General features: G+C 58.9%; 13 protein-coding genes. 9 read left to right on the top strand and 4 right to left on the bottom strand.

What is annotated here, in order from left to right:
- Positions 1 to 9: 9 nt before the first annotated feature.
- From sdhC to IV89_RS14415, 4 genes are all read right to left on the bottom strand, one after another.
- Positions 10 to 393 carry a succinate dehydrogenase, cytochrome b556 subunit gene (gene sdhC, locus IV89_RS14400; protein ID WP_005851524.1) on the bottom strand — a complete coding sequence of 128 codons (384 nt, stop codon included), beginning with the start codon at positions 391 to 393 and terminating at the stop codon, positions 10 to 12.
- A gap of 433 nt (positions 394 to 826) precedes the next feature.
- Positions 827 to 1789 (bottom strand): malate dehydrogenase, encoded by a 963-nt coding sequence (gene mdh / locus IV89_RS14405; RefSeq protein ID WP_037943261.1) that lies wholly within the window; start codon positions 1787 to 1789, stop codon positions 827 to 829.
- Positions 1790 to 1978: 189 nt separating this feature from the next.
- The gene (locus tag IV89_RS14410) at positions 1979 to 3001 is read right to left on the bottom strand and encodes a PRC-barrel domain-containing protein (protein WP_037943259.1); all 1023 of its coding nucleotides are present in this window, start codon (positions 2999 to 3001) and stop codon (positions 1979 to 1981) included.
- A gap of 120 nt (positions 3002 to 3121) precedes the next feature.
- Entirely contained in the window at positions 3122 to 3298 is a 177-nt protein-coding gene (locus IV89_RS14415; RefSeq protein WP_005851518.1) for a hypothetical protein, read from the bottom strand.
- Between the two features lie 174 nt (positions 3299 to 3472).
- Between IV89_RS14415 and IV89_RS14420 the strand changes: the two genes are divergently transcribed.
- The 9 genes from IV89_RS14420 to IV89_RS14460 all read left to right on the top strand — a co-directional run bounded on the left by IV89_RS14420 (position 3473) and on the right by IV89_RS14460 (position 12834).
- Positions 3473 to 4330 carry a CoA ester lyase gene (locus IV89_RS14420; RefSeq protein WP_037943258.1) on the top strand — a complete coding sequence of 286 codons (858 nt, stop codon included), beginning with the start codon at positions 3473 to 3475 and terminating at the stop codon, positions 4328 to 4330.
- Positions 4331 to 4335: 5 nt separating this feature from the next.
- Positions 4336 to 4893, top strand: a complete 558-nt coding sequence (locus IV89_RS14425; protein WP_037943256.1) for an NnrU family protein — start codon at positions 4336 to 4338, stop codon at positions 4891 to 4893.
- 18 nt (positions 4894 to 4911) lie between these two features.
- The gene (locus IV89_RS14430; protein WP_009826044.1) at positions 4912 to 5115 is read left to right on the top strand and encodes a DUF1737 domain-containing protein; all 204 of its coding nucleotides are present in this window, start codon (positions 4912 to 4914) and stop codon (positions 5113 to 5115) included.
- A complete protein-coding gene (locus IV89_RS14435; protein WP_037943255.1) occupies positions 5115 to 6152 on the top strand; it encodes a MaoC family dehydratase in 1038 nt (345 codons plus the stop codon). Before IV89_RS14430 ends, IV89_RS14435 begins: the two co-directional genes overlap by 1 nt.
- Before the next feature lie 281 nt (positions 6153 to 6433).
- Positions 6434 to 7627, top strand: coding sequence for an ADP-forming succinate--CoA ligase subunit beta (gene sucC / locus IV89_RS14440; protein WP_005851509.1), 1194 nt, complete (start codon positions 6434 to 6436; stop codon positions 7625 to 7627).
- Between the two features lie 91 nt (positions 7628 to 7718).
- Entirely contained in the window at positions 7719 to 8180 is a 462-nt protein-coding gene (locus tag IV89_RS14445) for a hypothetical protein (RefSeq protein WP_037944905.1), read from the top strand.
- Complete coding sequence (locus tag IV89_RS14450) at positions 8177 to 8863, top strand: hypothetical protein (protein WP_037943254.1); 687 nt, start codon at positions 8177 to 8179, stop codon at positions 8861 to 8863. Before IV89_RS14445 ends, IV89_RS14450 begins: the two co-directional genes overlap by 4 nt.
- Before the next feature lie 43 nt (positions 8864 to 8906).
- Complete coding sequence (gene sucD, locus IV89_RS14455) at positions 8907 to 9794, top strand: succinate--CoA ligase subunit alpha (protein WP_009826038.1); 888 nt, start codon at positions 8907 to 8909, stop codon at positions 9792 to 9794.
- Positions 9795 to 9870: 76 nt separating this feature from the next.
- A complete protein-coding gene (locus IV89_RS14460) occupies positions 9871 to 12834 on the top strand; it encodes a 2-oxoglutarate dehydrogenase E1 component (RefSeq protein ID WP_037943252.1) in 2964 nt (987 codons plus the stop codon).
- The last annotated feature ends 2 nt before the right edge of the window (positions 12835 to 12836 follow it).

Raw genomic sequence — 12836 nt, forward strand, 5'->3', positions numbered from 1 at the left:
GTCTATCCCTCAGATGATCAGCGCGGTGATAATGGTCAAAACGACTGAACCGATCAGCGCGGCCCAGCCCAGCTTTTCAGCCGTCGGGATATCCAGCGCATAGCCGTTGTCCCAGATCAGGTGCCGGATACCGGCCAGCGTGTGATACCACAGCCCCAGCAGCGACAGGAACATGACCAGATCACCGAACCAGCTGGTGATGAAACCGTTCGCGATATCAAAATACTCCGCCGACGTTGCCGCCGCGAGGAACCACCAGACGATCAGCAGCGCGGCAACCAGCATCGCGTTGCCGGTGATCCGCGTCAGGATCGACGTCATGGAGGTCAGTTGCGGGCGATAGATCGTCAGGTGGGGTGACAGCGGGCGGTTGCCCCGGTTCACATCTGCCATGATGGATTCCTTTTCTCGTCAGGTTGCGGTCATAGATAACGGTATTTTTGGGACTGTCACGTCCAGAGGCGTGAATTTGAAGCGGTTTATTGGCGCAGTTGCCCAAACCCTTCGGTTAGCGCCGGACATTTCCACAATTTGTGATCACTAATTTTCAAGCTGTGATCACAAGCACTAAAGCCAACCAAATTCATCGGGCTTTTCGGCGACGGTTTGGGCGAAAACTCAGCCCCAAGTGTTCGTTTGCGCGCCGCATGATGCGCATGTCTTCAACTTGCGACGCGGCAGATTTGGCTACCTGCGGAGACTGATCTGAACGGGGGAGCAAGCGGCTTTGGCTTCACCTCGCGGGATCGTCCAATAGCAAGTGCAGGTGCAGCGGGCGGGGTTTACCGTGATCTCGACCACACCCGCCCGCTGCACCTTAGGGGTATTACTTCAGCGATTCATCGATGCCTTTGCACGCATCGACCAAGCCTTTGACGGCGTTCACAGAGTTGTCGAACATGGACTGTTCGTCCTTGTTCATCGCAATCTCGACCACACGTTCGACGCCACCAGCACCGATCACGGTGGGCACGCCGACGTAGAAGCCGTCCAGACCATAGGCACCGTCAACATAGGCGGCGCATGGCAGAACGCGTTTTTGGTCTTTCAGATAGGCTTCGGCCATTTCGATTGCCGATGTCGCAGGCGCGTAGAACGCCGAACCGGTTTTCAGCAGGCCAACGATTTCGGCACCGCCATCACGGGTCCGCTGAACGATCGCGTCCAGCTTATCCTGTGTGGTCCAGCCCATTTTTACCAGATCAGGCAGTGGGATACCCGCAACGGTGGAATAGCGCGTCAGGGGCACCATTGTATCGCCGTGGCCGCCCAGTACAAAGGCAGTGACGTCTTTCATGGAGACGTTGAATTCAGTCGCGAGGAAGTGACGGAAGCGTGCCGAATCAAGCACACCGGCCATACCGCAAACCTTGTGGTGAGGCAGACCGGAGAATTCGCGCAGCGCCCAAACCATCGCGTCCAGCGGGTTGGTGATGCAGATAACGAATGCGTCTGGTGCGTGGGCAGCAATGCCTTCGCCAACCGATTTCATGACCTTCAGGTTGATTCCCAGCAGGTCATCACGGCTCATACCGGGCTTACGCGCAACACCGGCGGTCACGATGCAAACGTCTGCGCCAGCGATTTCAGAGTAGTCGTTCGCGCCGGTCATGGTCGCGTCGAATTTGGCGGATGGGCCCGATTCTGCGATATCGAGGGCCTTACCCTGTGGGATACCTTCGGCGATGTCGAACAGGACAACGTCGCCCAGTTCCTTGATTGCTGCGAGATGGGCAAGCGTGCCCCCGATTTGCCCTGCGCCGATAAGCGCGATCTTGGGTCTGGCCATGTGGTATACTCCGACAGGGTTACATTTCGCTTCGGGATACCGAAATGAAGCGCACCGTGCAAGTTGCGCTTGGTCCGGCATCACGTCACATCGCGCAGAGCCATAAAAAACGGGACCGTTTCTTTCGAAACGATCCCGTCTTGGTCAGCTTTTCAGCAAGCTATTGCCGAATTTGACTGAGCGTTCAGCTTAGCCTTGGTATTCGGGCTGTGCTTCCAGCGCTTCTTCGCTGCTGTCGATGTAGATGCGGAAGTCGTCGCCTTCAGCGTTCTTCATGATTTGCAGCTCGTCCCATGTAACGGCTACTGGCTTTTCGCCAATGCCCAGGAAACCACCGACGTTGATCACAACTTGGCCAACTTCGCCGTTGTCACCCATAACGAGGGCACCGATTTCACCGACGGTCTCGTCGTTGGCACCGTAAACATAGGACCCTTCAAGGTCTTCTGCTGTCAGCGCGGCAACTTCATCAGCTGTGGCGTTGGCGTAGCCTTCACGCTCAACCGCTGGGGCTGTCAGCATGGGGCGTTCCATGTCTTGCTCAAGTTCGTTTGCCCCTTCGGCCATTTCAGTGGTTGCTTCATCAACGGCCTGCTCTGTTTCAGCGGCTGCTTCTTCGGCTTCCATTTCAGCTTCGTTTGCCAGTGCTTCGGCATCCGCTTCCATTTCGGTCTCTGTGTCGACCTCAGTTTCGGCGTTCATGTCGGTCGCTGCCATATCTGTCTCAGCGTTCATGTCGGCGTTGGCGTCCATGTTTGCTTCGGTTTCCATGTCAGCTTCGTCGTCCATACGTTCGAACGCTGGGGCTTTTTCAAGCATCTCTTTGCTTGTGTTCACCACGAGGAAACGGTCGTCGCTGTCACCTTCTTCGGTCACGATGCGAATCTCGTCCATGTTCACGCTTACGTCACGCTCACCCATGCCGAGGAAGCCGCCAATGCCGAGAATAACGGCCTTAACGTTGCCTTCGGAATCCAGCAGGACGTCGTTGATCTCGCCGATGTCGTCCCATTCCTTTTCGCCGTCAGCGGCGATGGTGGAGTTTGCTTCGACTTCTGTCTCGGAATTGTAGATACGCATGCCGATCAGGTCGGACGCGAAGAAGTCAGTTTCTTGCGCTGTCACGGTACCAAAACCAGCTGCATGTGCATCTGCAAATGCGGGACCAGTCAAGCTCAGGATGATTGCGGTTGTGCCAAGAATACGTTTCATTGTTGATACTCCTTTAGAAGTTCCGGGTGATAATCACTCGGTTGTGATATCAACGATGATGTGGCGATTGCGTTCCGGCGATCCGCGTCTTTTTTCGCCGCTTTTATAATCTATGACATATCAAATGGGGCCCGCCTCCTTAGTTTGTTGATCCTGCGGCGGGTGCGAAATTTTCGCGGAAATCTTGTGGCATCCGTCACAACCTGCGGTTCGCGTTCCCGCCGCGACATCCTGCGTCAGCGCCACCACCGCCGCCGCGGCAGTTGCCAGCCCGATCAGGTTAAACAGTTTTACCATTCTACACCTCTTACACTTACACTCGCACCATGACGCCTTTCCTTCTGGCAGCAAAACCTGAAGGCCGCGTTAAAGCCGCAAATTATCTGACGCTGCGCTGCGGCGCGTTTGCGCTTGAAGTTTTCGTCTAAAAATGCAGACCTGCACGCAACATTATTTCTTGGAGAGTCGCAAATGTCGAAAATCACCCGCCCCCTGCGTTCCGTTCTATATATCCCCGGCTCCAAGGACCGCGCGTTAGACAAAGCTCGCGGGCTGCCGGCCGATGCGATTATCTTTGACCTCGAAGACGCTGTGATTCCGGAAGAGAAAACCGCTGCACGTGAAACACTCGCCACGGCGCTGAGAGACGGCGGCTATGGCAGCCGGTATAAGGTGATCCGCATCAACGGGCTGGACACCGAATGGGGTGCCGACGATGCCCGCGCCGCGGCGAAAATGGACTGCGACGCCATTTTGCTGCCCAAAGTCGGCAGCCCCGCCGATCTGGACGCACTGGCGGAAATAACGGGCGACATCCCGCTTTGGGCGATGATGGAAACGCCGGGTGCGATGCTGAATGCCGCCGCGATTGGCGCGCATCCCAAGCTGCAATGTATGGTGATGGGCACCAACGACCTGAACAAGGACCTGCAAACCCGCGTGCGCGCCGACCGCCTGCCCCTGATGACCGGGCTTGGCCTATGCGTGCTGGCAGCCAAGGCCAACGGCATCGCGATTGTCGATGGCGTTTACAATGCGTTCAAGGATGACGAAGGCCACCGCGTTGAATGTGATCAGGGCCGCGACATGGGCTTTGACGGCAAGACCTTGATCCACCCCGCGCAGCTGGACGTCGCGAACGAGGCATTCTCCCCCTCCGAGGCCGAAGCCGATCTGGCGCGCCGCCAGATCGAGGCGTTTGACGAAATGCAGGCGACAGGTCAGGGTGTGGCCGTTGTGGACGGGCGCATCGTTGAAAACCTGCATGTCGCCACCGCACGCGAAACATTGGCAAAGCTGGACGCGATCGCGGCCCTGCAAACGGAGTAAACCTGATGATGGCACTTTTGATCCTTGGTCTGATCTTATGGGTCGGTGCCCATTATTTCCGTCGTTTCATGCCGGACCAGCGCGCAGCTATGGGCCGACAGGGCAAAGGCATCATCGCCGTCGCCATCGTGGCGGCGCTGGTCATGATCATTATCGGATACCGCGGGGCCGAGTTTATCCCCGTCTGGACGCCCCCGCCCTTCCTCACGCATCTGAACAACCTGCTGATGGTGCTGGCATTCTGGGTCTACGGGTCCAGTGCGGCCAAAGGGGCCAAGGCCTGGCCCGCCTATAAAACCCGCCACCCGCAGCTGATGGCCGTTAAAATCTGGGCAGTCGCGCATTTGCTGGTGAACGGGGATCTCGCCTCTATCCTGCTGTTTGGCTCTATGCTGGCTTGGGCGGTCGGTTCCGTGATCCTGATCAACCGCGCGGAACACAACTGGACACCCCCTGCCCCCGCGGGCAAGGCCACCTATATCCGCCTTGCGGTGATCACGCTGGTGATGCTGGTCGTTGTGACCGCGATCCATACCCTGCTTGGCGTCTCTCCCTTTTCCTGAGTTACTGAAAGAACCCCCATGAAACTCTATCGTTTCCTGTCCGAAGAGGACACTTCCGCCTTTTGCCACAAGGTCACCGACGCGCTGAACAAGGGGTGGGAGCTTTACGGCACGCCCACGCAGACATGGGATGCCAAGGCAAATGTCATGCGTTGCGGTCAGGCCGTGACCAAGGAAGTCGAAGGCACCTATACGCCCGACACCAAACTGGGGGCGCATTGATGGCACAGGCAAAGACCAACAAGGGCCGTTTCTTCGAGGACTATAAAGTAGGCGAGACGCTGCATCATGCGGTGCCCCGCACGGTCAAGGATGGTGAACGCGCGCTGTACCACGCGCTGTATCCCGCACGTCATGCGCTTTATTCCTCTGACCAGTTTGCCCAAAGCTGCGGCCTGCCTGCCAGCCCGTTGGACGATATGATCACCTTTCACATCGTGTTCGGGAAAACCGTGCCGGATGTATCGCTGAATGCGGTCGCCAACCTTGGCTATGCGCAGGGGCGCTGGCTGGCGCCGGTCTGGCCAGGTGACACGCTGCGATCTGAATCCGAGGTGATCGGGCTCAAGCAGAACTCGAACGGGAAAACCGGGGTCGTCTATGTACGCACCACCGGCTTTAACCAGAACGACACGAAAGTTCTGGAGTATGTCCGCTGGGTAATGGTGCGCAAACGCGATGTCGACGCCCCTGCCCCCGAAACTATCGTGCCTGATCTGCCCAAGGCGCTGACGGTTGAAGATCTGTCGATTCCCGAAACGCTCGACTTCAGCAATTACGACTTTACCCTCGCGGGCGAGGCGCATCGCTGGGGCGATTATACCGTGGGCGAGATGATCGACCACGTGGATGGCGTCACCGTCGAAGAGGCGGAGCATATGATGGCCACCCGCCTGTGGCAGAACACGGCGAAAGTGCACTTTGACACCTCTGCCCGCCCCGACGGGTCGCGGCTGATCTATGGCGGTCACGTGATCTCTATGGCGCGGGCGCTGTCGTTCAACGGGCTGGCCAATGCGCAGATGATAGTGGGGCTGAACGGCGGGGCGCATGCGAACCCCTGCCTGTCTGGCGACACAATCCGCGCCTGGACCGAGGTTCTGGACAAAGCCGATACCGACAAACCCGGCGTCGGCGCATTGCGCTTGCGCTTGGTTGCCACCAAAGGCGGAGAGCCGTTCAAGCTGAAGGGTGAAGACGGCAAATACCTGCCCGATGTCCTGCTCGATCTCGATTACTGGGCACTGATTCCCAAGTAGGACGACCCCTTGACGACGGCTGACCGGTCGCAAAACAAACAACTATATGTCGCGTTCGACCCTTAAAACGTGGGGTTTCCGAGCGCGACAGCCGCTGCGTCGGCAACATTCCGCAGATTTTCCACCGTTAGCGCTATTTTGTGATCACACGCGAAATTCGTGTGATCACAAATGTCGCTTTTATCTGGAAAACCCTGTATTTCTCCGAAAAACTGTTTACCGAGTATCAAGACTCAATCGTATACCGCGATTAGACTGGAACAAAGACGGGACCGTTTTTTATGAACATCCACGAATATCAGGCAAAAGCCCTTTTGCGTAGCTACGGCGCGCCAGTATCCGACGGCCGGGTCGTGCTGAAAGCTGAAGAAGCGAAAACAGCCGCAGGCGAGATGGACGGACCTCTTTGGGTCGTCAAGGCGCAGATCCACGCAGGTGGCCGCGGCAAGGGGTCTTTCAAAGAAGCCGATGCTGGCGACAAAGGCGGTGTACGCCTGACCAAATCGGTTGAAGAAGCCGCCGAAGAAGCCAAGAAAATGCTGGGCCGCACCCTGGTCACGCATCAGACCGGCCCCGCGGGCAAACAGGTCAACCGGATCTACATCGAAGACGGTTCAGGCATCGAAACCGAATTGTACCTCGCGCTGCTGGTGGATCGCCAGACCTCGCGCATCGGGTTCGTCTGCTCCACCGAGGGCGGCATGGACATCGAAGAAGTAGCCGAGTCCACCCCCGAGAAAATCATCAGCTTCTCTGTTGACCCCGCCGCGGGCTTCCAGCCCTACCACGGCCGCCGCGTTGCTTTCGCCCTGGGGCTGGAAGGCAAGCAGGTCAAACAATGTGTGACCCTGATGGGCCAGCTGTTCAAAGCCTTCGTCGAAAAAGACATGGAAATGCTGGAAATCAACCCGCTGATCGTCACCGACAGCGGCGACCTCAAAGTGCTGGACGCCAAAGTCAGCTTTGACGGCAACGCGATGTACCGCCACGGCGATATTGCCGATCTGCGCGACACCACCGAAGAAGACCCCAAAGAGCTCGAGGCGTCCAAGTACGACCTGAACTACATCGCTCTGGACGGTGAAATCGGCTGCATGGTGAACGGTGCCGGTCTGGCGATGGCCACAATGGACATCATCAAGCTTTACGGTGCCGAGCCTGCGAACTTCCTTGATGTTGGTGGTGGTGCCACCAAAGAGAAAGTGACCGAAGCGTTCAAGATCATCACCTCCGACCCGCAGGTCAAAGGTATTCTGGTCAACATCTTCGGCGGCATCATGCGCTGTGACGTCATCGCCGAAGGCGTGGTCGCAGCCGTGAAGGAAGTCGGCCTGCAGGTTCCGCTGGTTGTCCGTCTGGAAGGCACAAACGTTGAAGAAGGCAAAGCCATCATCAACAACTCCGGCCTGGACGTGATCGCTGCGGACGACCTGAAAGATGGCGCGCAAAAGATCGTGAAAGCGGTCAAAGGCTAAAACTGGCTGGAAAGCTTGGATGATGCATCGTCTCGCCTTTTGTTTTTCCATTGCCGCGCTGGCTGTCCCTTTCGGGGCGGCCAGTAACGCTATGGCACAGACAACGCGCGCGGCGGACATCGCCCAGGCCTTTGCAGACCATTGTTTCAGCCCGCGTCTGACCGCACGGACAGCGCAGGCACAGCTTGGCAGCATAGGGGCACGGGTCGATTTCTATGATCTGCGTCCCTTTACCTCGGCACCGCAGTCTCCGGTGACGGGCGCGGCAGCAACGGCGGGCACTGACCGTCGCTGCGAAGTGTCCTTTGACGGGGCGGCACCGCAGGTTGCGCAACAGGGGATCGCCACCGGATTGGCACAGGAAAACCTGACCGATCTGGTAGATGTCCCCGCAGGGTTTCCCGTCACGACGGGGGCCACCTATCGCGCCGCCGTCATGCTGAACCCCAACCGCATGGCTGTGGTACAATCGGGGGTACGCGATGGTGCGCAGGGGGTTGAAACCTTTGCCCGCGTCGAACGCCTGACCCCGCTGAACGAGGCAAACCAATGACCGCGGCCGCGCAAAAAACCGTCACCGGTGGCAAGGCCATCGTCTTTGGGATGACCGTTCTGGTCTTCGCAATGATGGCTGTCGTCGCACAGCTGCCCATGCCGATGCAGGATTCCCTGCTGGCCGAAGGCGGCCCGTTCGAGACACTGTCGGTCGTTGGCTATGGCCTATGCATCTTGCTGATGTTCGTGCTGTGGCCCGCGGCTTCGGCGGCGCGTCGGTGGTACTTTGCGGTGTTCATGGCCCTGTTCGCGGCCCGCGAACTGGACCTTGATAAAAAGCCGTTCACCGAAGGCCTGCTGAAAGCGCGGCAATTTTCCAGCGATGGCGTCAGCCTGATGGAAAAGGGCGTTGCCGGCGTCATCCTGCTGGCGATCATCACAACCGGTTTGATCCTGTTGCGCCGCGAGACATGGGGCTTCATCCGTGGGGTCGCCAAAGGCGCGGCACCGCAGCTTGCTGTGTTGATCGGGCTGCTGTTCATCGTCGTCTACAAGCTGACCGACGGGCTGGCGCGCAAGCTGGAACCCTTTGGCATCACGCTAGGCCAGGATCAGATCGATCTGGCCTACGTCATCGAGGAAGTCGGCGAACTGGGCATCCCGCTGATGTTCGCTGTTGCAATCTATCTGACATACCGACTGCCGCGCCTTGCGGCGGCGGCACCTTCCACCGCGCCCTGAGACCGGCGCCACCTGAATTGAACTTGAGAAGAAAGCACATAACATGGCCGTACTCGTAAACGAAAACACCAAAGTGATCTGCCAGGGCCTCACCGGCTCGCAGGGCACTTTCCACACCGAACAGGCCATCGCCTATGGCACCAAAATGGTCGGCGGTGTGACCCCCGGCAAAGGCGGCCAGACGCATCTTGACCTGCCCGTGTTCAACTCTGTCCACGAAGCCCGTCACGTCACCGAAGCCAACGCCACGGTCATCTACGTGCCGCCCCCCTTCGCCGCGGATTCCATCCTCGAGGCGATCGACGCCGAGATGGAGCTGATCATCTGCATCACCGAGGGCATCCCGGTTCTGGACATGATGCGCGTCAAGCGCGCGCTCGAAGGGTCCAAATCCCGCCTGATCGGGCCGAACTGCCCCGGCGTGATCACGCCTGACGCCTGCAAAATCGGCATCATGCCCGGCCACATCCACAAGCGCGGCACCTGCGGGGTTGTCTCGCGCTCGGGTACGCTTACGTACGAAGCTGTGAAACAGACATCCGATCTTGGCCTCGGCCAATCCTCTGCGGTTGGTATCGGCGGCGACCCCATCAAAGGGTCCGAGCATATCGATATCCTCGAGATGTTCCTGGCCGATCCAGAAACACAGTCGATCATCATGATTGGTGAAATCGGCGGTTCTGCCGAAGAAGAAGCGGCACAATTCCTGGCCGACGAGAAGAAAAAAGGCCGTTGGAAGCCCACAGCCGGTTTCATCGCGGGCCGCACAGCCCCTCCCGGCCGTCGCATGGGCCACGCCGGTGCGATCGTCGCAGGCGGCAAAGGTGACGCGGAATCCAAGATCGCAGCTATGAAAGAAGCAGGCATCGTTGTTGCGGATAGCCCCGCAACGCTGGGTGAAGCTGTTCAAGAAGCCATCAACAAAGGCTAACGCCAGATGGCGGGGCCTGACTTTTCAGGCCCCGCCGCTCTTACTTAAACGTCGCGCTCTCATCAGAGGTATCGCCATGACAGACCAACCCAAAAACGACCAGTTCCACGATACCTCCTTTCTCGAGGGGCAGAACGGCGAATACCTAGAGGCAATGTATGCCCGCTATGCCAGCGATCCCAATGCGGTTGATGGCGCATGGCAGGCGTTCTTCGAAGCGATGGACGATGACCACGCCGATGTTCAGGCAGAGGCCGCAGGCCCGTCCTGGGCGCGCAGCGATTGGCCCCCCGTCCCGCAGGACGATCTGACCTCTGCATTGACCGGCCAGTGGCCCGTCCCGACCGAAGCGAAAGCCGCCGGTCAGAAGATTACCGAAAAAGCCTCCTCCAAGGGGATCGAACTGTCTGACGCGCAGGTACAACGTGCCGTGCTCGACAGTATCCGCGCGTTGATGCTGATCCGCGCCTACCGTATCCGTGGTCACCTTGCCGCCGATCTTGACCCGCTTGGCATGCGCGACAGCGACACCCACCCTGAACTGGACCCGGCCGCCTATGGCTTCGGGCCCAAGGACATGGATCGCCCGATCTTTATCGACAATGTGCTTGGCCTCGAGATCGCGACGATGAAACAGATCGTCGATATCGTCAAAAGCACCTACTGCGGCACCTTCGCGCTGCAATATATGCACATCTCTGATCCCGAACAGGCCGCGTGGCTGAAAGAGCGGATCGAGGGCTACGGCAAGGAAATCCAGTTCACCCGCAATGGCCGCAAAGCCATCCTGAACAAGCTGGTAGAAGCCGAAGGCTTCGAGAAATTCCTGCACGTCAAATACATGGGCACCAAGCGGTTCGGCCTTGATGGGGGCGAAAGCCTGATCCCCGCGATGGAGCAGATCATCAAGCGCGGCGGTCAGCTGGGCATTCAGGACATCGTTATCGGCATGCCGCACCGTGGCCGTCTGTCGGTGCTGGCAAACGTCATGCAGAAACCCTACCGCGCGATCTTCAACGAGTTTCAGGGCGGCAGCTTTAAACCCGATGACGTCGACGGCTCCGGCGATGTGAAATATCACCTCGGCGCGTCCTCCGACCGTGAATTCGACGGCAACACCGTCCACCTGTCGCTGACCGCCAACCCGTCCCACCTCGAAGCGGTGAACCCCGTTGTTCTGGGCAAGGTCCGCGCCAAGCAGGACCAGCTGAACGACAAGGAGCGCACCTCCGTGATGCCGATCCTGCTGCACGGGGATGCGGCTTTCGCCGGTCAGGGTGTCGTGGCCGAATGTTTCGCCCTCTCGGGCCTGCGCGGGCACCGTACCGGCGGAACCATGCATATCGTGGTGAACAACCAGATCGGTTTCACCACAGCGCCGCACTTCAGCCGCTCCAGCCCCTATCCGACCGATAACGCGCTGGTCGTCGAGGCTCCGATCTTCCACGTCAACGGCGACGACCCCGAAGCGGTCGTGCACGCGGCCCGCGTGGCGACGGAATTCCGTCAGAAGTTCAAGAAAGACGTGGTCATCGACCTGATCTGCTACCGCCGCTTTGGTCACAACGAAGGCGACGAGCCGATGTTCACCAACCCGGTGATGTACAAGAAGATCAAAAAGCAAAAGACCACGCTGACGCTCTATACCGAGCGGCTGGTGAAAGACGGCCTGATCCCCGAGGGCGAGATCGAGGATATGAAAGCCGCCTTCCAGGAGAAGATGAACACTGAATTCGAGGCCGGCAAAGAATACCGCCCCAACAAGGCCGATTGGCTGGATGGCAAGTGGTCGCACCTCGATAAGGCCAAGGAAAAGAAATACCAGCGTGGCAAGACAGCCATCGCCGCCGAAACCATGGCGGATGTGGGCAAGGCGCTGACCGCCGCACCCGACGGCTTCCCGCTGCATAAAACCGTGGCGCGCCTGCTGGACGCCAAGGCCGAGATGTTCAAATCCGGCGAAGGCTTCGACTGGGCCACAGCCGAGGCGCTGGCCTTTGGCTCGCTCTTGACCGAAGGGTACAAGGTCCGCCTGTCCGGTCAGGACTCCGCCCGTGGCACCTTCTCGCAGCGTCACTCGGCCCTGATCAATCAGGAAAACGAAGACCGCTACTACCCGCTGAACCACATCCGCGAAGGTCAGGCAGAATACGAAGTCATCGACTCCATGCTGTCGGAATACGCGGTTCTGGGCTTTGAATACGGCTACTCGCTGGCGGAACCCAACGCGCTGACCCTGTGGGAAGCGCAGTTCGGCGACTTTGCCAACGGCGCGCAGATCATGTTCGACCAGTTCATTTCCTCGGGCGAAAGCAAATGGCTGCGCATGTCCGGCCTCGTCTGCCTGATGCCCCATGGCTATGAAGGGCAAGGGCCCGAACACTCCTCCGCGCGTCTGGAACGCTTCCTGACCATGTGCGGCGGCGACAACTGGATCGTGGCGAACTGCACCACGCCCGCGAACTACTTCCACCTGCTGCGCCGCCAGCTGCACCGCAGCTACCGCAAGCCGCTGATGCTGATGACGCCGAAATCCCTGCTGCGCCACAAGCTGGCCGTCAGCAAGGCCGAGGAATTCACCACCGGCTCCTCTTTCCACCGCGTCCTCTGGGACGATGCGGAACAGGGCAACTCGGACACCACATTGGCGGCGGACGACAAGATCAAGCGCGTCGTCATGTGTTCGGGCAAGGTCTATTACGACCTGCTGGAAGAACGCGACGCCCGTGGCATCGACGACATCTACCTGCTGCGTTTCGAACAATTCTACCCGTTCCCCGCGCAATCCGCTGTGAAAGAGCTGGAACGCTTTAAGAATGCGGAAATGGTATGGTGTCAGGAAGAGCCCAAGAACCAAGGGGCATGGTCCTTCATCGAACCCAATATCGAATGGGTTCTGGGCCGTATCGACGCCACCCACACCCGTCCGACCTATGTCGGTCGCGCCACCTCGGCCTCGCCTGCGACCGGCCTTGCCTCCCAACACAAAGCACAACAAGCAGCCCTCGTTGACGAAGCGCTGACCATCGAAGGAAAATAACC

Origin of the sequence: Sulfitobacter sp. CB2047, assembly GCF_000735125.2 — a bacterium.
GTDB lineage: Bacteria > Pseudomonadota > Alphaproteobacteria > Rhodobacterales > Rhodobacteraceae > Sulfitobacter > Sulfitobacter pontiacus.

Excerpts from the sequence above, each read along its gene's own strand:
- IV89_RS14435 (WP_037943255.1), top strand. The coding sequence starts at position 5,115 with ATGGCACAGGCAAAGACCAACAAGGGCCGTTTCTTCGAGGACTATAAA.
- IV89_RS14425 (WP_037943256.1), top strand. The coding sequence starts at position 4,336 with ATGATGGCACTTTTGATCCTTGGTCTGATCTTATGGGTCGGTGCCCAT.
- IV89_RS14415 (WP_005851518.1), bottom strand. The coding sequence starts at position 3,298 with ATGGTAAAACTGTTTAACCTGATCGGGCTGGCAACTGCCGCGGCGGCG.
- mdh (WP_037943261.1), bottom strand. The coding sequence starts at position 1,789 with ATGGCCAGACCCAAGATCGCGCTTATCGGCGCAGGGCAAATCGGGGGC.
- sucC (WP_005851509.1), top strand. The coding sequence starts at position 6,434 with ATGAACATCCACGAATATCAGGCAAAAGCCCTTTTGCGTAGCTACGGC.
- IV89_RS14430 (WP_009826044.1), top strand. The coding sequence starts at position 4,912 with ATGAAACTCTATCGTTTCCTGTCCGAAGAGGACACTTCCGCCTTTTGC.
- IV89_RS14445 (WP_037944905.1), top strand. The coding sequence starts at position 7,719 with ATGGCACAGACAACGCGCGCGGCGGACATCGCCCAGGCCTTTGCAGAC.
- sdhC (WP_005851524.1), bottom strand. The coding sequence starts at position 393 with ATGGCAGATGTGAACCGGGGCAACCGCCCGCTGTCACCCCACCTGACG.
- IV89_RS14420 (WP_037943258.1), top strand. The coding sequence starts at position 3,473 with ATGTCGAAAATCACCCGCCCCCTGCGTTCCGTTCTATATATCCCCGGC.
- IV89_RS14460 (WP_037943252.1), top strand. The coding sequence starts at position 9,871 with ATGACAGACCAACCCAAAAACGACCAGTTCCACGATACCTCCTTTCTC.
- sucD (WP_009826038.1), top strand. The coding sequence starts at position 8,907 with ATGGCCGTACTCGTAAACGAAAACACCAAAGTGATCTGCCAGGGCCTC.
- IV89_RS14410 (WP_037943259.1), bottom strand. The coding sequence starts at position 3,001 with ATGAAACGTATTCTTGGCACAACCGCAATCATCCTGAGCTTGACTGGT.
- IV89_RS14450 (WP_037943254.1), top strand. The coding sequence starts at position 8,177 with ATGACCGCGGCCGCGCAAAAAACCGTCACCGGTGGCAAGGCCATCGTC.